Source organism: Pseudomonas helleri, from assembly GCF_009600315.1.
GTDB lineage: Bacteria > Pseudomonadota > Gammaproteobacteria > Pseudomonadales > Pseudomonadaceae > Aquipseudomonas > Aquipseudomonas helleri_A.
Window position 1 is genome coordinate 29,927 of the sequence record NZ_WIWC01000022.1, and the last position, 23,671, is coordinate 53,597.

23 protein-coding genes are annotated in these 23,671 nt (G+C 57.4%); 12 read left to right on the plus strand and 11 right to left on the minus strand.

Annotated features, from left to right (window positions below):
- The first annotated feature begins 4 nt into the window (after positions 1–4).
- The 9 genes from mrdA to GHN86_RS14235 all read left to right on the plus strand — a co-directional run bounded on the left by mrdA (position 5) and on the right by GHN86_RS14235 (position 9,412).
- Positions 5–1,900, plus strand: coding sequence for a penicillin-binding protein 2 (mrdA, locus tag GHN86_RS14195; protein WP_153378951.1), 1,896 nt, complete (start codon positions 5–7; stop codon positions 1,898–1,900).
- A 31-nt stretch (positions 1,901–1,931) separates the two neighbouring features.
- On the plus strand, positions 1,932–3,035 hold the full coding sequence (rodA, locus tag GHN86_RS14200; protein WP_194286221.1) for a rod shape-determining protein RodA: 1,104 nt from the start codon (positions 1,932–1,934) through the stop codon (positions 3,033–3,035).
- A 17-nt stretch (positions 3,036–3,052) separates the two neighbouring features.
- Entirely contained in the window at positions 3,053–4,063 is a 1,011-nt protein-coding gene (gene mltB / locus GHN86_RS14205; RefSeq protein ID WP_153378953.1) for a lytic murein transglycosylase B, read from the plus strand.
- Positions 4,063–5,055 carry a septal ring lytic transglycosylase RlpA family protein gene (locus tag GHN86_RS14210; protein WP_153378954.1) on the plus strand — a complete coding sequence of 331 codons (993 nt, stop codon included), beginning with the start codon at positions 4,063–4,065 and terminating at the stop codon, positions 5,053–5,055. The genes mltB and GHN86_RS14210 overlap by 1 nt, the downstream gene beginning before the upstream one ends.
- 173 nt (positions 5,056–5,228) lie before the next feature.
- Positions 5,229–6,386 (plus strand): D-alanyl-D-alanine carboxypeptidase family protein, encoded by a 1,158-nt coding sequence (locus tag GHN86_RS14215; RefSeq protein WP_153378955.1) that lies wholly within the window; start codon positions 5,229–5,231, stop codon positions 6,384–6,386.
- Between the two features lie 79 nt (positions 6,387–6,465).
- A complete protein-coding gene (locus GHN86_RS14220; protein ID WP_153378956.1) occupies positions 6,466–6,741 on the plus strand; it encodes a DUF493 domain-containing protein in 276 nt (91 codons plus the stop codon).
- A complete protein-coding gene (gene lipB / locus GHN86_RS14225) occupies positions 6,741–7,394 on the plus strand; it encodes a lipoyl(octanoyl) transferase LipB (protein ID WP_153378957.1) in 654 nt (217 codons plus the stop codon). Before GHN86_RS14220 ends, lipB begins: the two co-directional genes overlap by 1 nt.
- A 1-nt stretch (position 7,395) precedes the next feature.
- Complete coding sequence (gene lipA, locus GHN86_RS14230; RefSeq protein WP_153378958.1) at positions 7,396–8,436, plus strand: lipoyl synthase; 1,041 nt, start codon at positions 7,396–7,398, stop codon at positions 8,434–8,436.
- Between the two features lie 4 nt (positions 8,437–8,440).
- Positions 8,441–9,412, plus strand: coding sequence for a S66 peptidase family protein (locus GHN86_RS14235; protein ID WP_153378959.1), 972 nt, complete (start codon positions 8,441–8,443; stop codon positions 9,410–9,412).
- 160 nt (positions 9,413–9,572) lie between these two features.
- Here the strand turns inward: GHN86_RS14235 and GHN86_RS14240 are convergent, their stop codons facing one another.
- From GHN86_RS14240 to leuS, 5 genes are all read right to left on the minus strand, one after another.
- On the minus strand, positions 9,573–10,886 hold the full coding sequence (locus GHN86_RS14240; RefSeq protein WP_153378960.1) for a lytic murein transglycosylase: 1,314 nt from the start codon (positions 10,884–10,886) through the stop codon (positions 9,573–9,575).
- A 50-nt stretch (positions 10,887–10,936) separates the two neighbouring features.
- A complete protein-coding gene (arfA, locus tag GHN86_RS14245) occupies positions 10,937–11,086 on the minus strand; it encodes an alternative ribosome rescue factor ArfA (RefSeq protein WP_003444166.1) in 150 nt (49 codons plus the stop codon).
- A gap of 79 nt (positions 11,087–11,165) precedes the next feature.
- On the minus strand, positions 11,166–12,203 hold the full coding sequence (holA, locus tag GHN86_RS14250) for a DNA polymerase III subunit delta (protein WP_153378961.1): 1,038 nt from the start codon (positions 12,201–12,203) through the stop codon (positions 11,166–11,168).
- A gap of 43 nt (positions 12,204–12,246) precedes the next feature.
- Positions 12,247–12,852: an LPS assembly lipoprotein LptE gene (lptE, locus tag GHN86_RS14255; RefSeq protein WP_153378962.1), complete on the minus strand. Its 606-nt coding sequence runs from the start codon at positions 12,850–12,852 to the stop codon at positions 12,247–12,249.
- A gap of 90 nt (positions 12,853–12,942) precedes the next feature.
- Entirely contained in the window at positions 12,943–15,549 is a 2,607-nt protein-coding gene (gene leuS / locus GHN86_RS14260; RefSeq protein WP_153378963.1) for a leucine--tRNA ligase, read from the minus strand.
- 234 nt (positions 15,550–15,783) lie between these two features.
- Here leuS and GHN86_RS14265 point away from each other — a divergent pair, with 234 nt between their 5' ends.
- On the plus strand, positions 15,784–16,071 hold the full coding sequence (locus GHN86_RS14265) for a hypothetical protein (RefSeq protein WP_153378964.1): 288 nt from the start codon (positions 15,784–15,786) through the stop codon (positions 16,069–16,071).
- 156 nt (positions 16,072–16,227) lie between these two features.
- Entirely contained in the window at positions 16,228–16,989 is a 762-nt protein-coding gene (locus tag GHN86_RS14270; protein WP_153378965.1) for a YdcF family protein, read from the plus strand.
- 110 nt (positions 16,990–17,099) lie between these two features.
- On the opposite strand, the gene lnt is transcribed toward GHN86_RS14270, so the two are convergent.
- From lnt to miaB, 5 genes are all read right to left on the minus strand, one after another.
- Positions 17,100–18,623: an apolipoprotein N-acyltransferase gene (gene lnt, locus GHN86_RS14275; RefSeq protein ID WP_153378966.1), complete on the minus strand. Its 1,524-nt coding sequence runs from the start codon at positions 18,621–18,623 to the stop codon at positions 17,100–17,102.
- Positions 18,624–18,646: 23 nt separating this feature from the next.
- Entirely contained in the window at positions 18,647–19,486 is an 840-nt protein-coding gene (locus GHN86_RS14280; RefSeq protein WP_153378967.1) for an HlyC/CorC family transporter, read from the minus strand.
- A 37-nt stretch (positions 19,487–19,523) separates the two neighbouring features.
- Positions 19,524–19,985 carry an rRNA maturation RNase YbeY gene (ybeY, locus tag GHN86_RS14285; RefSeq protein WP_153378968.1) on the minus strand — a complete coding sequence of 154 codons (462 nt, stop codon included), beginning with the start codon at positions 19,983–19,985 and terminating at the stop codon, positions 19,524–19,526.
- Positions 19,978–20,997 (minus strand): PhoH family protein, encoded by a 1,020-nt coding sequence (locus GHN86_RS14290; RefSeq protein ID WP_153378969.1) that lies wholly within the window; start codon positions 20,995–20,997, stop codon positions 19,978–19,980. Before GHN86_RS14290 ends, ybeY begins: the two co-directional genes overlap by 8 nt.
- A gap of 203 nt (positions 20,998–21,200) precedes the next feature.
- A complete protein-coding gene (gene miaB / locus GHN86_RS14295; protein WP_153378970.1) occupies positions 21,201–22,529 on the minus strand; it encodes a tRNA (N6-isopentenyl adenosine(37)-C2)-methylthiotransferase MiaB in 1,329 nt (442 codons plus the stop codon).
- A 132-nt stretch (positions 22,530–22,661) separates the two neighbouring features.
- Here miaB and GHN86_RS14300 point away from each other — a divergent pair, with 132 nt between their 5' ends.
- On the plus strand, positions 22,662–22,988 hold the full coding sequence (locus GHN86_RS14300; protein WP_122783210.1) for a DUF1820 family protein: 327 nt from the start codon (positions 22,662–22,664) through the stop codon (positions 22,986–22,988).
- Positions 22,989–23,029: 41 nt separating this feature from the next.
- On the opposite strand, the gene GHN86_RS14305 is transcribed toward GHN86_RS14300, so the two are convergent.
- The gene (locus GHN86_RS14305) at positions 23,030–23,578 is read right to left on the minus strand and encodes a tetratricopeptide repeat protein (RefSeq protein ID WP_146384414.1); all 549 of its coding nucleotides are present in this window, start codon (positions 23,576–23,578) and stop codon (positions 23,030–23,032) included.
- Between the last annotated feature and the right edge of the window lie 93 nt (positions 23,579–23,671).

The window sequence follows — 23,671 nt, forward strand, 5'->3', positions numbered from 1 at the left end:
CCGAATGTCTCAGCCGATTCGCCTAAAAGATCACGAGAAAGACGCTCGCCTTGTGCGCCGCCGTGTCGTGGTCGGCGCATGCGTGGTGGTGGCACTGATTTGTGTGCTGATCGCACGTCTGTATTTTCTGCAAGTGGTGCAGTACGAGTATCACTCCACGCTTTCAGAAAATAACCGGGTGCACGTCCAGCCGATCCCTCCGACCCGGGGTCTGATCTTTGACCGTAATGGTGTGGTGATCGCGGACAACCGTCCCAGCTTCAGCCTGAGCATGACGCGCGAGCGTTCCGGTGACTGGCCACAAGTGCTTGACACCATCGTTCAGGTGCTGGAGCTGACCCCGGATGATCGTGCGCTCTTTGAAAAGCGCATGAAGCAGGGGCGGCGGCCGTTTGAGCCGGTGCCGATTCTGTTTGAGCTGAATGAAGAACAGATCGCCCGCATTGCCGTGAACCAGTTCCGCTTGCCCGGGGTTGAGGTCGTGGCGCAATTGGTTCGTCATTACCCGCAGGGCGCGCATTTTGCGCATTCGGTGGGTTACATGGGACGCATCAACGAGAAAGAGCTTAAAACCCTCGATCCGGTCAATTACAGCGGCACCCATCACATTGGAAAAACCGGCATCGAGCGTTTTTACGAAGCCGAGTTGCATGGTCAGGTGGGTTACGAAGAAGTTGAAACCAACGCACGGGGCCGGGTGTTGCGGGTGCTTAAACGCACCGACCCGATTCCGGGCAAGGACATCGTGCTCAGCCTCGATATCAAGCTGCAAGAGGCGGCCGAAGAGGCGCTGGCCGGTCGCCGTGGTGCGGTGGTAGCACTGAATCCGATGACCGGTGAAGTGCTGGCCATGGTCAGCCAGCCAAGTTTTGACCCCAATCTGTTTGTGACCGGTATCAGCTTCAAGGCGTATGCCGAGTTACGCGATTCGATTGACCGGCCGTTGTTCAACCGCATCCTGCGTGGCCTGTACCCGCCGGGTTCGACCATCAAACCGGCAGTGGCGATTGCCGGTCTGGACAGTGGCGTAATCACCGCCGGGTCGCGGGTCTACGACCCCGGCTATTACCAGTTGCCCAATTACGATCACAAGTACCGTAACTGGAACCGCACAGGTGACGGCTATGTCGATCTGGACACGGCGATCATGCGTTCCAACGACACCTACTTCTATGACCTGGCCCACAAGTTGGGGATAGATCGCCTGTCCACGTACATGAACCAATTCGGCATTGGTCAAAAAGTCTCCCTCGACATGTTCGAAGAGTCGGCCGGGCTGATGCCGTCCCGTGACTGGAAACGCGCCACTCGGCGTCAAGCCTGGTTCCCCGGTGAAACCCTGATTTTGGGGATTGGTCAGGGCTATATGCAGTCCACTCCTTTGCAATTGGCGCAGGCGACCGCGTTGATCGCCAGCAAGGGCAAATGGATACGTCCGCATCTGGCCAAAACCATTGAGGGCGTCCCCCCGGTTGATCCGAACCCGATGCCCGACATCGTGCTGCGTGATCCGTCCAGCTGGGCCAAGGTCAACCACGGCATGCAGCAAGTGGTGCATGGTGCCCGCGGCACGGCCCGGGTGGCGGGTGTGGGCGCGCAGTACCTGATTGCCGGCAAGAGTGGTACGGCGCAGGTGGTGGCGATCAAGCAGGGCGAGAAATACGACCGTTCCAAAGTACAGGAGCGTCACCGTGACCACGCATTGTTCGTTGGCTTTGCGCCGGCCAATAACCCGCAAATTACCGTCTCGGTGATGATTGAAAACGGCGAAGCCGGCAGCCGGGTAGCGTCGCCCGTGGTGCGCAAGGTCATGGATGCCTGGCTGCTGGACGCTGAAGGCAAGCTCAAACCTGAGTACGCCGGTCCTTTGAAGGCAGAGGTTACGGCCAATGATGAGTAATTTTGACCGCATCCTCTCCAGCGAGGATGTGATGCGTCGGCGTGCCACGCTGCTTCAGCGTTTGCACATCGATGGCCCTTTGCTGATTCTGCTCCTGACTCTGGCGGCGGGCAGTTTGTTCGTGCTGTATTCAGCCAGCGGCAAAAGCTGGGATTTGCTGGCCAAGCAAGCCACTTCATTTGGTATCGGGTTGGTGTCGATGTTTATCATCGCCCAGCTGGAGCCGCGATTTATGGCGCGCTGGGTGCCCATCGGTTATCTGGCGGGCGTTTTGCTGTTGGTGGTGGTGGATGTGATGGGCCACAACGCCATGGGCGCGACACGCTGGATCAACATTCCGGGGGTCATTCGCTTCCAACCGTCGGAATTCATGAAAATTCTGATGCCAGCAACCATTGCCTGGTATTTGTCCAAACGCACGTTACCGCCACAGCTTAAGCACGTGGCCGTGAGTTTGTTGCTGATCGGCATTCCCTTTGGCCTGATCGTTCGTCAACCCGACTTGGGCACTGCGCTGCTGGTGCTGGCGGGCGGTGCGTTCGTGCTGTTTATGGGCGGCTTGCGCTGGCGCTGGATTATCAGCGTGCTGGCGGCTGCCGTGCCGGTGGCCGTGGGCATGTGGTATTTCATCATGCACGACTACCAGAAACAGCGCGTTCTGACCTTTCTCGACCCCGAAAGCGATCCGCTGGGCACCGGCTGGAACATCATTCAGTCCAAAGCCGCGATCGGTTCAGGCGGGGTGTTTGGCAAAGGGTGGCTGCTGGGTACGCAGTCGCACCTGGACTTCCTGCCTGAAAGCCACACCGACTTTATTATTGCGGTGATGGGCGAAGAGTTCGGTCTGGTGGGCATTTGCGCGCTGCTGCTGATCTACCTGCTGTTGATTGGTCGCGGCCTGGTGATCACCGCACAGGCACAAACGCTGTTCGGAAAATTGCTGGCAGGCAGCCTGACCATGACCTTTTTTGTGTATGTCTTCGTCAACATCGGTATGGTCAGTGGCTTGTTGCCGGTGGTGGGCGTGCCCTTGCCGTTTATCAGTTACGGCGGTACTTCGCTCGTGACGCTGCTGTCAGCGTTCGGGGTTTTGATGTCGATCCACACACATCGCAAATGGATCGCACAAGTTTGATTAAGGTGAATTATTCAATGCAAGTAATGCGTGGCTGGGCCGCTCGATTTGCGCCGTGGATGGGCTTTGTGGGCCTGTTCGGGACAGCGCAAAGCGCGGTAGCCGGCGACTATGAAGGTTCGCCCCAAGTGGCCGAGTTCGTCGGTGAAATGACCCGCGATTACGGCTTTGCCGGCGAGCAACTGATGGCTGTGTTCCGTGAGGCGCAGCGTAAACAGAGCATTCTCGACGCCATTTCGCGCCCGGCAGAACGCGTCAAGCAATGGAAAGAGTACCGTCCCATCTTCATTTCCGACGCCCGCGTGGCCAGAGGTGTCGATTTCTGGCGTGAACATGAAGCGGTGCTGGCTCGCGCCGAGCAGGAATATGGGGTGCCCGCGCAGGTGATCGTGTCGATCATTGGCGTTGAAACCTTCTATGGCCGCAACACCGGTAACTACCGGGTGATTGATGCCTTGTCGACGCTGGGCTTTGACTATCCGCCGCGCGCCGAGTTTTTCCGCAAGGAACTGCGTGAGTTTCTGCTGCTGAGCCGTGAAGAGCAGGTTGATCCGTTGACCCTCAAGGGCTCATACGCCGGGGCAATGGGCTTGCCGCAGTTTATGCCCAGCAGCTTTCGCGCCTACGCCGTGGATTTCGACAACGATGGCCACATCAATATCTGGAGCAATCCGGACGATGCCATTGGCAGTGTGGCCAGCTACTTCAAGCGCCATGGCTGGGTCGCCGGTGAACCGGTCGTGGCCCGCGCCGAAGTGCAGGGCGAGCGCGCAGACGAAGGTTTGACCCAAGGCATCGAGCCGATCAAAACCGTCGGGGAGTTGCGAGCGCTGGGCTGGTCGAGTCATGATGCGCTGCGTGACGAAATGCCCGTCACGGCATTCCGTCTGGAAGGCGCCAATGGCCCTGAATACTGGATGGGCCTGAAGAACTTTTATGCCATCACGCGCTATAACCGTAGCGTGATGTACGCCATGGCAGTGCACCAACTGTCCGACCTGCTGGTTCAAGCCCGGGGCAACAAGTAATGCCGTTTTTAGCGATCCGCACACCTTTGAAACTTGTGGCCTGCGCGTCAATTGCGCTGGCAGTGGTGAGCTGCTCCAGCAGCCGCCCGAGCACCCCGCAAAAAACCACAGTGGCCGTTGCTGCCAAGCCGGGACTGGACATCAACCGCGCGCATAAAGATGGTGCGCCGTGGTGGGACGTCGATGTGTCGCGCATCCCGGATGCCACTCCGACCCTGCACACCGGGGCCTATAAGGCCAACCCGTATACCGTGCTGGGCAAGACCTATTTCCCGATGCAGGAGTCCAAGACTTACGTGGCTTCTGGTACGGCGTCCTGGTACGGCACCAAGTTTCACGGTCAAAACACCGCCAATGGCGAGGTCTATGACCTGTACGGCATGAGTGCCGCCCACAAAACCTTACCACTGCCCAGCTACGTCAAAGTGACCAACCTGGATAACGGCAAAGCCGTGGTTCTGCGGGTAAACGACCGTGGTCCGTTTTATTCGGACCGCATCATCGACCTGTCTTACGCGGCGGCCAAAAAACTGGGTTACGCCGAGACCGGCACAGCTCGGGTCAAAGTCGAAGGCATTGACCCGCAAGCCTGGTGGGCCCAGCGTGGGCAACCGGCGCCGTTAATGCTTAACGAGCCAAAAATGGCTCAGACAGCACCGGGGCCTACGGTCAACACCGGCAAAGTCGAGCAATGGACACCGCCGGCCCAGCAGCACGCCTCGGATGTTATTCCGCTTCAAACCGCCCAAAAGGGGCAGGGCACCTACTTGCAAGTGGGTGCATTCGCCAATCCTGATGCGGCAGAGTTGCTTCGCTCCAAGCTCAGTGGCATGGTCAGCGCCCCGGTGTTTATCAGCTCTGTGGTGCGTAACCAGCAAACCTTGCACCGCGTTCGCATGGGCCCGATTGGCTCGGTGAATGAAGTGCAGCAGACACAAAACAGCGTGCGACTGGCCAACCTGGGCCAGCCGAGCGTTGTGACGGATCAGTAACACTGATTAAAGCGTCGGGCATTCATGCGTGAAGGCTCGACGCAGTTGGCAGGCTCAACAATAAAAGCCCTTGAACGGCTGACCTGCAACTGAACACGCGACAGCCTGTCAAACGGCTGCCACACCCGTTTTGCCCGTGAGGGTAAGTTTTTATTAACAATTTCGAGAGACGGATGAACATCACCACCTTTGCCAAACGCCTGTGTCTGCTTGTCCCGCTGATCATCACGCCTGCTGCCTGGGCCGTTGAGATGATGCCTTCGGCCCCCCAGCTTGCAGCCAAAGCCTACGTTTTGATGGATGCCAGCAGCGGTAACGTACTGGTTGAGAACAACGGCGACCAGCGCCTGCCACCGGCCAGCCTGACCAAGCTGATGACAGCCTACATCGCGACACTGGAAATCCGTCGCGGTCAGATCGGCGAAAACGACCCCGTAACGGTCAGCGAAAACGCCTGGCGCACCGGCGGTTCGCGGATGTTCATCAAGGTCGGCACTCAAGTGTCGGTCAGTGACCTGCTGCACGGCATCATCATTCAGTCGGGTAACGACGCCAGTGTTGCGCTGTCCGAGCACATCGCCGGCAGCGAAGACGCCTTCGCCGACATGATGAACAAAACCGCTGGCGAGCTGGGCATGACCAACAGCCACTTCATGAACCCGACCGGTCTGCCGAACCCTGAGCACTATTCGTCGGCACACGACATGGCGTTGCTGGCGCGGGCGATCATTCACGAAGACCCGACTCACTACGCGATCTACTCGCAGAAAGAGTTCTTCTGGAACGGTATCAAGCAGCCTAACCGCAACCTGTTGCTGTGGCGTGACAAGACCGTTGACGGTCTGAAAACCGGTCACACCGATGAAGCTGGCTATTGCATGGTGTCCTCGGCTGTTCGTGACGGCCAGCGCCTGATTGCCGTGGTGTTCGGCACCAACAGCGAAGTGGCACGTGCTGCTGAAACCCAAAAGCTGCTGACCTACGGTTTCCGCTTCTTCGAAACCCAGACCTTCTACCAGAAGGGTGTTGAGCTGGCCCAGGCCCCTGTCTGGAAAGGCACGACCAATCAGGTCAAAGCCGGTTTGGCCGAAGACTTGACCATGACCATGCCTAAAGGCCAATTGAAAAAACTGGCTGCCAGCATGACCATGAACCCGCAACTGATGGCACCTATTGCCAAAGGTGACGTGATCGGCAAGGTAGAAGTCAAACTGGACGACAAGGTTGTACACAGTGCAGACCTGATCGCTCTTGAACCCGTTGAGGAAGGTGGTATTTTCCGACGCGTGTGGGATAGCATCCGTCTATTCTTCTATGGTCTGTTCAACTGATTGCAGCCATCTGTATGACCCCGCGCTGACACGGCGCGGGGTTATCTCTGTAGTTCTCGGCTTACGAGGCCAATACGCCATGAGCGATACCGAAGTAAAGGCGCCAAAGATCGAATTCCCAGTGACTGATTACCCGGTTAAGGTCATCAGCGACACGGGTGTTGGCAACAAGGACAAAATCATCGAAATCATGCGAAAGCACGCGACGGTCAATGAATCGCGTGTGGACGAACGCCAGAGCACTAACGGCAAGTACACCACGATCCAGTTGCACATCGTTGCGACCGATCAAGACCAGCTTTACAACATCAACAGCGAATTGCGCGCCACCGGCTTTGTGCACATGGTGCTGTGATGCCGCAGGTCCTGGGGTTTCGCGAGTTGGGGCTGGCTGACTATGAGCCGACCTGGCTAGCGATGCAGCGGTTCACCGACGAGCGCAAGCTCAAGCCGGACACGCAAGACGAAGTCTGGCTGGTGCAGCATCCGCCGGTGTTTACCCAAGGTCAGGCGGGCAAGGCCGAACATCTGTTGTTGCCGGGCGATATTCCGGTCGTCAAGTCGGACCGCGGTGGTCAGGTGACGTACCATGGCCCGGGCCAACTGGTGGCTTATCTGTTGCTGGATGTACGCCGTTTGGGCTTTGGTGTACGAGAGCTGGTCAGCCGGATGGAAATTTGCCTGATTGACCTGCTCGCCAGCTATGGCGTGAGTGCGGCGGCCAAGGCTGATGCACCGGGTGTGTACGTGGAGGGCGACAAGATTGCCTCCTTGGGCCTGCGGATTCGCAATGGCTGCTCTTTCCATGGTCTGGCCCTGAATGTGGACATGGACCTGGAACCGTTTCGACGGATTAACCCCTGTGGCTACGCGGGGCTGGCGATGACCCAGTTGCGTGACCATGCAGGGCCGATTGAATTTGCCGAGGTCGTTGCGAGGCTGCGTGCGCAACTCGTCAAACACCTCGACTATGCTGAGCAGACGACCCTTACGGGCGGAATCGATTGATATGACTACTGCGCAAGACGCTGTTCAAACCCTGATCCCTACGCTGGATATCTCCGAACGTGTGGCCCGTGCGAACGAGGCCCGTTCCAAGGTTGAGACCGGCGTCAAATTGCGCGGTGCCGAGAAGGTTGCGCGTATCCCGGTAAAAATCATCCCGACGACCGAACTGCCGAAGAAGCCGGACTGGATTCGCGTGCGCATTCCGGTTTCGCCCGAAGTCGACCGTATCAAGGCTTTGCTGCGTAAGCACAAATTGCACAGCGTGTGCGAAGAAGCCTCCTGCCCGAACCTGGGCGAGTGTTTCTCGGGTGGCACAGCGACGTTCATGATCATGGGCGACATCTGCACCCGTCGTTGCCCGTTCTGCGACGTGGGCCACGGTCGTCCGAAGCCACTGGACGTCAACGAGCCTGAAAGCCTGGCCGTTGCCATTGCTGATCTGCGCTTGAAGTACGTGGTGATCACCTCGGTAGACCGAGACGACCTGCGTGATGGCGGTGCTCAGCACTTTGCTGACTGCATCCGTGAAATCCGCAAATTGTCGCCGAACGTGCTCCTTGAAACTTTGGTGCCGGATTATCGCGGACGTATGGATGTGGCGCTGGAAATCACCGCGGCCGAGCCACCTGACGTGTTCAACCACAACCTCGAAACCGTACCTCGCCTGTATAAGGCCGCGCGTCCGGGTTCCGACTACCAGTGGTCGCTGACCTTGTTGCAGCGCTTCAAGCAAATGATGCCGCATATCCCGACTAAATCCGGCTTGATGCTGGGCTTGGGCGAGACCGACGAAGAAGTCATTGAAGTGATGAAGCGCATGCGTGAACACGACATCGACATGCTGACGTTGGGCCAATACCTGCAACCGTCGCGCAGTCACTTGCCGGTTCAGCGTTTTGTGCACCCGGACACCTTTGCCTGGTTTGCCGAAGAAGGCTACAAAATGGGCTTCAAAAACGTGGCATCGGGGCCGTTGGTACGTTCTTCGTACCATGCTGACGAGCAAGCCAAACTGGTTAAAACCATGCTGGTAGGTGCTTGATACGATGAACAGCCGGCTTACCGCGCCCGTGACTTACAAGGTTCACAGCGCGGTACCCGCGCTTCCCGCTGGCGGGGTGATCGGCCTGATCGCCCCGGCAGGTCCCGCTGAACTTGATCTTGAACGCGCCACCCAATGGGTGAACGCCCACGGCTACTCGCTGAGGGTGTTTGACGGTGTGTGGGAGAAAGACGGCTACCTCGCGGGTTCAGACGCCGTGCGCTTGCGTGATTTGCACGCAGCCTTTACCGACGACAGCATTGATGCCATTTTTTGCCTGCGCGGCGGCTATGGCTGCCCACGCTTGCTTGACGGTATCGATTTTGAGCTTCTGCGCCGCCATCCCAAGCCTTTTGTAGGCTACAGCGACATCACCGCACTGCATCTGGCGATCACCCGCTACGCAGGCTTTGTGACCTTTCATGGGGCCATGCTGAATGCGGACCTGTTGGGCGGTAAACAAGAACCAACGCAATCGTCACTGCTGCGCATGCTTACGGGCGAGCAAGGTGCTGTGTTGGAACACCCCAGCGCCTATCCGCTGAGCACGCTGGCGCCGGGTTCGGCCAGAGGCCGACTGCTGGGCGGCAATCTGTCGATGATCTGTGCTGCTATGGGCACGGCGTTTGAGCTGGATTCGGATGACATCATTTTGTTTATTGAAGATGTTAACGAGCCGCTGTATCGGGTAGATCGGCTGCTCACGCAGTTGCGATTGGCGGGCAAACTCGAGCGGGTTCGAGGGGTGTTGGTGGGGGATGTTGCTGGTGTTGATGCGGTGGCGCTGGAGCGCTTGATCAGGCAGGAGTTGGGACCGTTGGGGGTTCCGGTTTTATCTGGTTGGCGCAGCGGGCACTGTGATCCCAACCTGACGTTGCCGATGGGAGCCTTGGTGCGGCTGGATGCGGATCAGCAGCAGGTGGTGCTTGAGCAGGTGGTGGTTGATACCGCCAACATCAAAAGCTCCTCACCCTAACCCTCTCCCGGAGGGAGAGGGGATTAAAAGCAAAAGCGGATTTTGGCAACGCCACTAATCAGCTCCCTCCCCCGAAGGGAGAGGAACTGGCCGCACGCGGCTTAAAAATCACCACAAATCAGCTCCCTCTCCCTCAGGGAGAGGGTTGGGGTGAGGGTACTTACTGACTGCGCAAACTTTCCAGCAGCTTATGCGAAGGATAACCATCTGCCGGCCAACCAAACGCCTGCTGCGCACTGCGAATCGCTTTGCGGGTATTGGCGCCGATGATGCCGTCCGGGTTGCCAGCATCGTAGTTGCGCTGGTTCAGCAGGGTTTGCAGCTCAACGCGTTCAGAGCGACTCAGCGGGCGATCATCTTTGGGCCAGTCGCCCAAAATAGTCCCACCACCCCCAAAACGCTCAGACAACAAACCTACCGCCAATGCATATGACGATGAATTGTTATAGCGAAGGATGGCGCGGAAGTTATCCAGTACCAAAAACGCTGGGCCACGATAACCAGCGGGCAGCAACAGTGTCGCGGTCAGCTCTTCAGTACCGTCCGGAACCGACTTGCCCGCAGGCAGTGCCACGCCGAGCTTCTGCCATTCACTGACGGTTTTACGCACAGCGCCGTCAGCCAGTACATAGTCAAAACCTGTAGGCAATGTGACTTCAAAGCCCCACGGCTGACCTTGCTTCCAGCCAGAGCTCTGCAGGTAGTGTGCAGTTGAGGCCAGTGCGTCGGCCGAACTGTTCCAGATGTCCCGACGACCATCGCCATCGAAATCCACGGCGTGGGTTTCATAGGTTGTGGGTATAAATTGAGTCTGGCCCATTGCGCCAGCCCAGGAACCACGCATTTTCTCGGGCGTTACATCGCCTTCCTGAATAATCTTCAGTGCTGCAATCAATTGGCTCTGCGCAAACTCAGGGCGGCGGCCTTCATAGGCCAGCGTCGCCAAAGAGCGGATCACCGAATTGTTGCCCTGGAAGGTCCCAAAGTTGCTTTCCATGCCCCAGACCGAGACCAGCGCCTGACGGTCGACGCCGTAACGTTGCTCAATTCGGGTCAGCAGCTCAGCGTTTTCTTCCAGCAAGCGTTTGCCATTTCGTACACGCAAAGGCGAAAGGGCACCGTCGAGGTACTCCCATACCGGGCGGCTGAACTCGGGCTGGCTGCGGTCAGCCTTGATCACGCTCATGTCGGGCGTAATGCCGGCAAAGGCGCTATCGAATACCTGCGGGGTGATACCGGCGTTGAGCGCCTGTACGCGGAATTTGGCTTGCCACTCGCTAAAGCTCTGCTCGGGCGTGACAACCGGCATGTCTGTGTTGGGCGTACCTGTGGTGATCACTGGCGCGGGGGGCGTTACAGGCAAGGGTTGAGCATCGGCTGCGGTCGGTTTTTCAGCGCAGGCGACTAAAAGAATGACGCTGGATGCTGCGATCAGTTGGCGCATCGGCCAACCACGTTTATGGCTTAAGGGCATGCTCAGGTCCAGGTAATGCAAATCAGATGCAGACCTTATCATTCCCGCTGTCAGGCAGCCAGAAAGTAAAAAGCCTCCCGGTCTCTCGACTGGAAGGCTTCGCGGCGATAGCTGCCTTTGCCTTTGGCGGGGCGTTCCTGGCGGCTGCGGAACAAGGGTTGGGCGACGATGGATTTGGCCTTGTTGGGGCGCTTGCTCATGGCATTGACTCTCACGTGGTTGAACACGCGCAAATCATCGGCCAGTTTTTTTCGGTTGTCCAGTATCAGGATCGGCGCATCACTCCGCTGGCAGGTTCAGACGCTGCCCACACATCAGCAAGGTCAGGCGGCTCAAGCTGCTCCAGGCAGAGCCCGCCGCCTGACCTTTGATTTGCGCGTCAATCTTCTGCGCATCCATTAATAACTGAGCCCAGCGCTGCGCCGAATAACGCTGCAAGGCTTTGCTCATCAACGGTTTGCGCTTGTCCCACACCGGCGGTCTGGCTTGGCTGAAAGCTTTGTCCAACGGGATGCCCTGACTGTATTGCAATGCAATATTGGCCAGTACCCGCAACTCCCGCGCCAGTGCCCACAAGATGACCGGCGGTTCGACGCCTTCGCCGCGCAAACCTTCGAGCATGCGCAAGGCGTGCGCGGCTTCCCCATTGAGTACGGCGTCGACCAGACCAAACACGTCAAAGCGCGCACTGTCGGCCACCGCAGCCTGCACGGTTTCAACCGTGATCTGGCCCTCTTCGGCCATCAGTTTGAGTTTTTCGACCTCTTGTGCGGCAGCCAGCAGATTGCCTTCGACACGGGCCGCAATCAGCTCCAAAGCATCGTGGCTGGCTGAAAGGCCAGCGTTTGACAGGCGCTGACGAATCCATTGCGGCAACTGGTTGGCATCCACGGGCCAGATCTGAATGAACTGAGTGTGTGCACCTTCGACCAGCGCTTTGCCCCACTTGGTCTTTTGCGCACTGCCATCAAGCTTGGGCAGGCTGATCAACAGCAAAGTGTCTTCGGCCGGACGCGAGCAATACTCGATCAGTGCCGCAGCGCCTTTGTCACCCGGCTTACCCGACGGCAGGCGCAGTTCCAGCAGGCGTTTTTCGGCAAACAGCGACATACTCGCGCCTGCTTGCAGCAGCGAACCCCAGTCAAAACTGGCGTCGGCACTGAATACCTGGCGTTCATCGAAACCCTGTTGGCGGGCAGCACTGCGAATGGCATCTGCGGCTTCCTGACAGAGCAACGGGTCATCACCGCTGACGATGTAAACCGGAGCAAGGCTGCCTTGCAGATGTTTGGCGAGTTGGGCGGGAGCGAGTTTCATAGGGGCTTGATAGATGACGGGGCGCTTGCGCGCCCCGTATGCCTTACTGGTCTTGCAGTTCGAGTGGCGACTGCTGAGGGGTTTCTTCTTGAGCCTTGCGAGCCGCTTCGATAGCAGCCGCTTCGGCTTGAGCCCGTTCATCAGCCAGTTTTTGCAGTTCAGCCAGTTTCTCAGGCGTCAGCTGTTCAAGACGCAGCACCATTTGCTGTACGACTTCACGACGCATTTCCTGACGGGCCACGGCAGCTTCCTGCTCGGAACCCGTGATGTTACTGGTGTCCTGCAAGTACATTTTATGCACTTCGATTTTGTTGCTGAGCAACGGCAGGTGGTTCTGGCCTTCGATCTCATAGTTCAAGACATTGGTCAGTTGATACTCAACCGTGCCACCGACACCGGTGTAAGTGGCTGCACGTTGCGATTCCTGCTCGCTGGTCAGTACCAGTTTGTACGGTGCGCTGTCGGTGATTTTGACGCCGCTGTTTTCCAGTACCTGACGCAGTTGGCGAACGGTCTCGCCGTAGGCATTGCGCGCGGTCACATCAAGCTCGGTGATGCTCAGTTGGTTGGTGCCGGTACCGCGCAGCTGAAAGCCGCAGGCGCTCAACAGAACAGCGAGACCCATCACCAGCAAATTGCGTTTGATCATGTGTAGCTCCCCTTGAAACCGGATAGGCCGACGATGCGGCCCTGAAGGCTTTAATGGGCACCCGCATTCTTTGCAGGTGCCTGTTCCTGTTTAGCTGGCGACGATGTTGACCAGTTTGCCCGGCACCACGATCACTTTGCGAATCGTCAGGCCTTCGGTAAACCGCAGCACGTTTTCATTGATCCGGGCAGCCGCTTCAACTTCTTCACGGCTGGCACCGGCTGGCATGTCGATCTGACCGCGCAATTTACCGTTAACCTGAATAACCAGTTGCAGGGTGTCTTGCACCAGCGCGCTTTCGTCGAGTGTTGGCCACGCGGCGTCGATGATGGCACCGGCATGGCCCAACTGGTTCCACAGATCATGGCTGATGTGCGGCGTGATAGGCGCCAGAATCAGTGCAACGGTCTCAAGGCCTTCTTGCAACAAGGCACGATCCTGCGCGGTGGCTTGCGGGGCTTTCTCGAGCACGTTCATCACGGTCATGACCTGAGCGACGGCGGTGTTGAATTTGTGATGAAGACCGACGTCCTGGCTGGCTTGCTTGATGGCGTGGTGAATCGCACGGCGAACGACTTTTTGCTCGTCATTGAGGCTGGCGATGTCCAGTGTGCCGGGCAGACCCTGGCCAACGTGGTGGTAAGCCAGACGCCAGACACGCTTGAGGAAGCGATGCGAGCCTTCAACCCCTGAGTCGGACCATTCCAGGCTCGCGTCAGGTGGCGAAGCAAACATCATGAACAGGCGGCAGGTGTCAGCGCCGTATTGTTGAATCATGTATTGCGGGTCAACGCCGTTATTCAGCGACTTGGACATCTTCTGCGTGCCACCGATTTCGACAGGCAGGCCGTCAGTTTTCAGCTTGGCACCAACGATCTTGGCCTTGGCATCGCGTTCGATTTCAACGTCGTCCGGGTTGAAGTAGTCCTTGCCACCGTTGTCCAGCGTACGGAAGTAGGTCTCGGCAACCACCATGCCCTGAGTGAGCAGGTTCTTGAACGGCTCATTGGAGCTGACCAAGCCTTCGTCGCGCATCAGTTTATGGAAGAAGCGCGCGTACAGCAGGTGCAGGATCGCGTGTTCAATGCCGCCGATGTATTGATCAACCGGCAACCAGTGATCAGCTGCCGATTTTTCGACCAGGCCGCCTTCATAGTGCGGCGAAGCGTAACGGGCGTAGTACCACGAGGACTCGACGAAGGTGTCCATCGTGTCGGTTTCGCGCTTGGCCGGGGCGCCACATTTAGGGCAGCTGCATTCGTAAAACTCAGGCATGCGTGCCAAGGGCGAACCAGCACCGTCGGGTACGACATCTTCTGGCAGAACGACAGGCAATTGGTCTTCCGGCACAGGCACGTCACCGCAGGTATCGCAGTGTACGATCGGGATCGGGCAGCCCCAGTAGCGCTGACGGCTGATGCCCCAGTCGCGCAGGCGGAACTGGGTGCGCGATTGACCCAGGCCTTTGGCAGTCAGGGCTGCTTCGATGGCGTCGAAGGCTGCCTGGAAGTCCAGACCGTCAAATTCGCCGGAATTGATCAGTACGCCGTGTTCGTTGTAAGCATCCTGCCACGGGGCCGGGGTTTCTTCGCCAGCGCTGGTACGAACGACCGCTTTAACCGGAAGGTTGTACTTGGTCGCAAATTCAAAATCGCGTTCGTCGTGTGCTGGGACTGCCATCACAGCGCCATCGCCGTAATGCATCAATACGTAGTTTGCGACCCATACCGGCAGTTTTTCGCCAGTCAACGGGTGCAGCACGAACAACGGTGTTGGCAGGCCCTTTTTCTCTTGGGTCGCCATATCGGCTTCTGCAACGCTGCCGCCTTTGCATTCAGCGATAAAGGCTTGCAGCTCGGGGTTACCTTGCGCAGCCAGTGTGGCCAGCGGGTGTTCGGCAGCCACGGCCACGTAGGTCGCGCCCATCAGCGTGTCGGGACGGGTGGTGAACACCTTGAGTGCGCCGGCTTCGCCGATAGAAGCTTGATCGTAAGGGAACTGCACTTCCATGCCGCGGGATTTGCCAATCCAGTTGCGCTGCATGGTTTTGACCTGCTCCGGCCAGCCGGGCATATCGTCGAGGCCTTCAAGCAATTCATCTGCGTAAGCAGTGATCTTGAAGTAGTACATCGGAATTTCGCGTTTTTCGATTACTGCGCCCGAACGCCAACCGCGGCCATCGATCACTTGTTCGTTGGCCAGAACGGTTTGGTCAACCGGGTCCCAGTTCACGGTGCCGTTTTTGCGGTAGATCACCCCTTTTTCGAACAGGCGAGTGAACAGCCATTGTTCCCAGCGGTAGTAATCCGGCTTGCAGGTGGTGATTTCACGCGACCAGTCAACGGCCAGCCCAAGGCTGCGCAACTGGGTTTTCATGTAGGCGATGTTTTCGTAGGTCCACTTGGCAGGGGCGACCTTGTTTTTCATCGCGGCGTTTTCTGCCGGCATACCGAACGCATCCCAACCCATGGGTTGCAGAACGTTTTTACCGAGCATGCGCTGATAGCGGGAGATCACGTCGCCGATGGTGTAGTTGCGCACATGCCCCATGTGTAGCTTGCCGCTTGGGTACGGGAACATCGATAGGCAGTAATAGGTTTCTTTGCCTGGATCTTCGCTGACTTCGAAGGACTTTTGGTTGTCCCAGAATGATTGGGCGGCGGCTTCTATTTCACGGGGCTGATATTGTTCGTGCATGGCTACTTGTACTGATAAAGGGTGGCCTAATCCTCTTCAACATACTCAGGCGTTTGCGCGCCCGGTCAGGTTGGAGCAGGGGTTACAGGAAGTCCCGTAGCATACATGACCCCACTCTATCGAGGGAAACCTTGATTGCCTCATGGCTCCGTTGGTCGCAGTGCCTCACCGGTTTTACAAGCGCAGCTAAGCTATCCGGGGGGAGGATATAATTCCTTAGTGTGAGGTGAACGAATGGCAGAGACGCAACGAACCGCTATAAAAACGCAGGTGTATGAGCGGCTGATTGATCGTTTGAGTGTGGCTCTTGATTCAGCAAGAACGGCAGTGCAATTGCGTAACGAGCAACCTGTCGATTTGGAATTGCGTGGTTTGAGTCGTGCCGACTTGGAGTTGATCAATGTGTATTTGAACCGGATGGGACGTGAGGCTGATGTACGCCCCAAAAGCAGCATGAGTGAGCATGAACCCCCTTATAAAGCCAAGGTCATCTGGCTGAAAGACAGGGTGCAGGGAAAGTAAGGGTGTATGACCCTATTCATCACACCCTTGCTGAAAATCGTATACCCGCGTGTGTTTCCCGGGTTGATGCAGCAGGCATGAGCGTTCAATTGTGGCCTGGCCTGTTGATGAGTCCCTTCAGCCCCCTTAGGCTTCGGGCATCTGTGGAGATGCTCGATGCCTATTCGATATGTTGTTAAACACCTTCTATTGCCCCCCGGATTATTTTTGCTGCTGCTGGCGTTTGCCTGGTGGCTGAAGGATGTGCGCCCGCGTTTAGCCTGTGTCCTGTTTGCGACCGGATTGGGTGGTCTTTGGCTCATGAGTTTGCCGGTGGTGGTGCAGTGGGCTGCCCGGGTAGTCGAGCGTGAGCCCGCGCTGGTGCTCAGTGAATGGTCAACGCTGGCTGCCCGCGCGGATGCGATTGTAGTGTTGGGATCGGGGCGTGAACGGGGCGATCCAGCGTGGGGCCGCGATCAACCGACGTTGATCGGGCTTGAACGTTTACGGTATGCGGCCCGCTTGGCTAAAGCGTCGGGGTTGCCGGTGTTGACTGCTGGGGGATTGGAAGACGGCTCGCCGCCGAGTGAAGCGCAGTTGATGGCTGATTCGCTGTGCGATGACTTCGGCGTGTCTGTGCGCTGGAAGGAAGAGCAGAGCCGTACGACGTGGGAAAACGCACACATGACGGCTGGCATTTTGTTGCCGCAGGGCATCAGGCGTGTAGTGGTCGTGACTCAGGCTTGGCATATGCCGCGCTCGGTGTGGAGCTTCGAGCAGGCCGGGTTTGAGGTGGTGGCTGCGCCCGTGGGGTTTTTGAGCGCGGATGATGCGCGGCCGCTGGGGGGCTGGATGCCGGAGTATTCGGCTATCTGGCAGTCGGGACTGTTACTTAATGAGGCGGTGGGGCAGGTGGCGTATCGGTTTATTTACCAATGAGCTGAAGATCAAAAGCCCCTCACCACGCCTCTCCCGGAGGGAGAGGGGACTTACACCACACATCTGCTCCCTCTCCCTCTGGGAGAGGGTTGGGGTGAGGGTTGTTGGTCCTAAACCGTCTTGGCAATCCGACTGGTCACCAGCGCCCAGCCGATTAACAAGCAGCACAAAATAGCCAACGGCCAAGACCGCCATTGCAGGTACGGTGTCAGCTCATGCATTGGCACTACTTCGCCGTACATAATCCCACGCTCGAACTGCGGTATTTGCGTGGTGATTTGTCCATACGGATCAATCAGTGCCGTAACACCGTTGTTGGTCGCCCGAATCATCCAGCGTCCCGCTTCCAGTGCGCGCATCTGCGCCATCTGCAAGTGTTGCAGCGGACCAATCGAGGTGCCAAACCAGGTGTCGTTACTGATGGTCAGCAAAATATCGCTTTGAGCCGCAAGGCCGGCCACGAAATCGGGGTACACCACTTCATAGCAAATCAGTGGGGCAATCTGATAACCCTTGGCTTGCAACATGGCTTGGTCCGCCGGGCCGCGGGCAAAGTCTGACATGGGCAGGTCAAAGAACGCGATCAGGCCCCGCAACACATCCTGCAACGGCACGTACTCGCCAAATGGCACCAGCTTTTGTTTCAGGTAATTGCCATCCGCTTCACCCACCGCAGTGATGCCGTTGAAGTAGCGCGGCTGATGGTGCACTTCCTGACGTATCGGCACGCCGGTAATCAACGCTGAATGTCGATCAGCCGCAAACCGGCTCATCATGCTCAGATACCCTTCAGCATTTTCCTTGAGTATCGGAATCGCGGTCTCCGGCCAGATGATCAGGTCAACGCGTTTTGAACTCAATGTCATGTCGCGGTACAGCGCCAGCTGGGCATTGAGCTGCGCCGGGTCCCATTTCATGCTTTGTTCTATGTTGCCCTGAATAGCGGCCACGCTGAGCGGATCGCCCGAAGGGCTTGTCCAGGCGTGATGCTTAAGCGCAATGCCAACGCACCAAGGGCCAATCAGTAACACCGCGCCCGCGAATATAAAGCCTTTGCGTTTGGCTTTGATTAAGCGCGGCAGGTTACACAGCAGGGCAGCGGTTAATGCGAGGGTGAATGAAATCAACCACATGCCGCCCAGCGGTGCGAGCCCGGCGAGAGGGCCGTCCAGCTGGCTGTAACCCGAGTAAAGCCACGGAAAACCAGTCAGGAACCAGCCGCGGAACATCTCCTGGACGACCCACAGGGCCGCAAACGCCAAGGTGTCTGCCAGCGGAGCTTCGTTGCGACGGATCCAGCGCGCCCAGATCCAGGCGGGCAGGGCGAAGAACCAGGCGATTGCCGCGGTGAAGGCCAGCATCAACAAGCCTGCCAACAGCACGGAGGCGCCGCCAAAGTTATGGATGCTGTAGTAAATCCAGCTGGTGCCAGCACCAAACAGGCCAAAGCCGAAGCACCAGCCCCGACCCAGCGCCTGCTTGGGCGACAAATCGCGCAAGCCGAGGTAGAACATGGCCAAGGCAACCAGTGCCAGTGGCCATATGTCGAAAGGCGCCAACGCCAAGGTGGTCAGTGCGCCGGCCACCACGGCCAGCAGGTTACCGGGCCAGCCGGGGGAGGTTATCCAGCGCATTTCAATCCTTGGTGTTGAGAGGTTTAGCGGGTGATGGGCGTCAGTCGAATCAAGTGAATCCGGCGGCTGTCAGCATTGAGGATGCGGAAGCGATAAGGGCCGATTTCAGTGACTTCGTTACGTTTTGGCAGGTGCCCGAACGCGCTCATGACCAAACCACCCACTGTATCGAACTCATCGTCGGAGAATTCGCTGTCGAAGAACTCGTTGAAATTCTCGATAGGGGTCAGGGCTTTGATCAGGAAATCTCCGCTGGGCAGCGGCTTGATGTAGCTGTCTTCTTCAACATCATGTTCGTCTTCGATATCGCCAACGATCTGTTCAAGCACGTCTTCGATGGTCACCAGACCGGCCACGCCGCCGTATTCGTCGATCACGATGGCCATGTGGTTGTGGTTGGCACGAAACTCGCGCAACAACACATTCAGGCGCTTGGATTCCGGGACGAAGGTGGCCGGGCGCAGCAAGTCCTTGATGTTGAATTTGTCGCCGTTTTCTTGAAGGATCAGCGGCAACAGGTCTTTGGCCAAAAGGACGCCCAGGACGTCATCATGACTTTCCCCGATCACCGGATAGCGCGAGTGCGCAGCATCAATGATCGACGGGAGAAATTCGCGGGGGGTCTGGGTCGCCTTGATGCTGATCATCTGCGAGCGCGGAACCATGATGTCCCGTACTTGCAGGTCAGCCACTTGAATGGCGCCTTCGACGATGGCCAGCGCTTCACTGTCCAACAGTTTGTTCTGGTGTGCTTCACGCAGCAGCTCAAGCAGCTCCTGGCGGTTTTTCGGCTCATGGGCAAAGGCCTGGGTCAGCTTACCTAACCATGACTTTTGCCCGTTGCTCGATCGGTCTTCGCTCATAGCGATTTACTCGTATCCCTTGGTTGTTTCAGTGGGGTTATTCAGTATCGTCGTCAGCGTACGGGTCAGGATGACCCAGTTCAGCAAGCAACGTTCGTTCCAGCGCTTCCATCTCTTCAGCTTCTTCATCTTCTATATGGTCGTAACCCAGAAGATGCAAGCAGCCATGAATCACCAGATGCGCCCAGTGTGCTTCAAGCGATTTGCCTTGTTCAGTCGCCTCGCGTTCAACCACGGGTACGCATATCACCAGATCGCCCAATAACGGGATATCGAGGAATTCATCCGGCACATCGGCCGGGAAGGACAGCACGTTGGTGGCGTAATCTTTCTGACGCCAGGTGTGATTTAGCTCACGGCCTTCAGTTTCGTCTACTAGACGAATGGTCATTTCTGAATCAGCCGTGCGCTGGCGCAAGGCCAGTTCGCACCATTGGCGGAACTGGGCTTCGCTGGGGGCAGTGGCGTCGGTCGCCAGTTGCAGGTCAAGCTCAAGCATCTTTGCGGTAATCCTTGGCAGCAGGCAGTGCGGCGAGCTTGTCTGCGGCTTCCTGCTCATAGCGCCCGTAGGCTTCTACGATGCGCTGCACCAGTGGGTGACGCACGACGTCTTTGGACTGGAAGTGGGTAAAGCTGATACCGGGTACATCCTTTAGCACTTCGATGACGTGATTGAGCCCCGATTTAGTGCCTTTTGGCAGGTCGATCTGGGTAATGTCACCGGTTATCACGGCCGTAGAACCAAAGCCGATACGGGTCAGGAACATCTTCATTTGCTCGACGGTGGTGTTCTGGCTTTCGTCGAGAATAATGAAACTGTTGTTCAGAGTGCGCCCGCGCATGTAGGCCAGCGGTGCCACTTCGATGATCTGGCGCTCGATCAGCTTGGCGACATATTCGAAGCCCAGCATTTCGTACAAGGCGTCGTAAAGCGGGCGCAGGTACGGATCGATTTTCTGCGACAGGTCGCCGGGTAGAAACCCCAGCTTCTCGCCCGCTTCAACTGCTGGACGCACCAGCAGGATGCGGCGGATTTGCTCGCGCTCAAGGGCATCAACGGCGCAGGCCACGGCCAAATAGGTTTTACCCGTACCCGCTGGGCCAATGCCGAAGTTGATGTCGTTACCCAGAATTTCTTTGACGTAGCGCTGCTGATTAATACCGCGAGGACGAATCATGCCCTTTTTGGTGCGCAACGATACGCTGGCTTCAGCCACCGGGTTACTGGCGAGGTCTTCTACGGCAGATTCTTGCAGGAACAGGTGCACCATGTCCGGCGAAAGCTCTGAGGCTTGTGTTTCGCGGTATAGACGGCGCAGCAGGATTTCTGCGGAAGACGTCAGTTTGGGGTCGCCAATCAGCTCGAATTGATTACCGCGATTGCGGATTACGATCGTGAGGCGTTGTTCGATCAAGCGTAAGTGCTCGTCGAATTGCCCGCACAGATTGGCGAAACGGCGAGCCTCAAACGGCTCGAGAAGAAAACGATGTGGTTCGATGGGTGCGTTCAAGGTCGTATTTAGCCGCCCTTAGGCAATTAAGATGAATTGAAGGATAACGCTAGCAGGTCATGGGCGAAAGGACTTACTGATGCGACGTAGAACCTGTAGTCGCTGCCGCAGGCTGCGAACGTCCACGCAGCGGACGCACGCGTTTCAGGGCTGAAGATCCTGCGGATCTTATCGCAGCCTGCGGCAGCGGCTACAGAGCGAAGTCAATTCAGCAATGAGCCCCGCAACGAGTGCGGTTGCGCGGCATCGATATGCACGTCGGCAAATTGGCCGATCAACTGCGGGTTATCGCAGCGGAAGTTGACGATGCGGTTGTTCTCGGTGCGACCTTGCAGCTCGCCGGGGTCTTTCTTCGAGTAATCCGTGACCAAAATCCGCTGAGTGGAGCCCACCATTTGTCGGCTGATCTCAAAACCCTGCTTGTTGAGGCGATGTTGCAGCGCGTTCAGGCGTTCTTTCTTGCGCTCTTCCGGGGTGTCGTCGGTCAGGTCGGCTGCAGGCGTGCCCGGCCGCTGGCTGTACACAAACGAATAAGAGAAGTCGAAACCGACGTCTTCAATCAGCTTCATGGTCTGCTCGAAGTCTTTTTCCGTCTCACCCGGGAAACCGACAATAAAGTCAGAGCTGATGCAAATGCCTGGCACGGCCGCACGCAGTTTGCGCAGCTTGGATTTGTACTCCAATGCTGTGTGGTTGCGCTTCATCGCCGACAAGATGCGATCCGAACCGGACTGCACCGGCAAATGCAAATGCTTCACCAGCTCAGGCACTTCGGCATGCGCCTGAATCAGGCTGTCCGAGAATTCCAGCGGGTGCGAGGTGGTGTAACGAATGCGCTCGATCCCGTCGATGGCCGCCACCACGCGAATCAACTCGGCGAGATCGGCCAAGCGACCGTCTTCGGTCAAGCCGCGATAACCGTTAACGTTCTGGCCCAGCAACGTCACTTCACGCACACCGTTTTCAGCCAGGTGAAAGACTTCTGCCAGTACGTCATCGAACGGACGGCTGACTTCTTCACCGCGGGTGTAAGGCACGACACAGAACGTGCAGTACTTGCTGCACCCTTCCATCACCGAGACGTAAGCGCTGGGCCCGTCAATGCGAGGTTCTGGCAGGTGATCGAATTTTTCGATTTCAGGGAACGACACGTCCACTTGTGGCAGCTTGGTGATGCGGGCGGCGTCGATCATTTCGGGCAGGCGGTGCAGGGTTTGCGGGCCGAATACCACGTCAACGTAGGGTGCACGGTCGCGGATGGCGGCGCCTTCCTGACTGGCAACACAACCGCCAACGGCAATCACCATGTCCGGGTTGGCCAGTTTCAGTTCGCGCCAGCGGCCCAATTGCGAATAAACGCGATCTTGCGCGCGTTCACGGATCGAGCAGGTATTAAGCAGAATGACATCAGCGTCTTCAGCGCGCGCCGTGACTTCCAGGGCTTGATGTTCACCCAGCAGGTCGACCATGCGTGAGCTGTCGTACTCGTTCATCTGGCAGCCGTGGGTTTCGATGTAAAGCTTCTTGGCCATGGGTGTTCATCAAGTGATTCAAAGAACCGCGCATTATAGGGGGCATGGGCTTTGCTTCCTAGCGTTGTGCGTCTGGTGGCTATGCTATAGTTCGCACCCTCTTTTATATCCTCAGATGTTTACCCGCCCACCATGACCAAACGTGACGCTCCAATCTACAAGGTGATTTTCCTTAATCAGGGCCAGGTGTTCGAAATGTACGCCAAGCAGATCTATCAAAGTGATCTGTGGGGGTTTCTGGAAGTGGAGGAATTCGTCTTCGGTGAGCGCACGCAAATGGTCGTTGATCCGAGCGAAGAAAAGCTCAAGGCTCAATTCGAAGGCGTGGTGCGCAGCTTTGTGCCGATGCATTCGATTGTGCGCATCGACGAAGTGGAGCGACTGGGTACCCCGAAAATCAGCGAAGCCCGTGGCGTCAGCAATGTGATGCCGTTTCCGTTTCCGATGCCGGAAAAATAGGGCGTTTGTGATAGTTGGCGTGACGTAGTGGTGTGAGGCGCTCAAGGCAGCGGCGAAAACGGCGAACGTCCGTCGGCTGATTGCAGTTCCAGCAGGTATTTGCGGAAGATCTGTCCCAACACTTGGGTCGCGGTTTCGAGTTGGTCGCGGGGCATTTGCTCTGCCACCTGATCCGCGGTGTCCAATGCCTCTTCGGCGCCATTGACGGCCGCCATCTTCAATACGATATACGCCTGAATGTTATTGGCCGGTACACCTTCGCCCTTGAAGAACATGGTGCCGAGCTGGTACTGGGCCATTGCGTGGCCTTGCAGGGACGCCTGCTCGAAGTAGCTCAATGCTTTGTTGAGGTCGCGGGGGGTGTTTTTACCGTCGTAATAGAACTCGCCCAACTCGTATTCAGCTTCTGCATCGCCGGTTTTGGCGGCTGCTTCGCAGGCGGCCAGCGCCTCAGCCAGGTTTTCTGGCTGTGTATCGAGGGTGCAGCGACCCATTGCCGGAATCAACAACGAGTTACCGCCAGCCTGGACAAGCAGCGGCTGCAGGAGCAACAGGCAGCCCAATGCAAGGGCGCGGCCGGTGCGGTTCATGAGATTCGACGTACCTCTGAAAGGTGGGCAAGTACAACCAAGGGGTCTATAGGCGCGCATTATGAAATAAGCAGAGGCAACCTTACAAAGTCT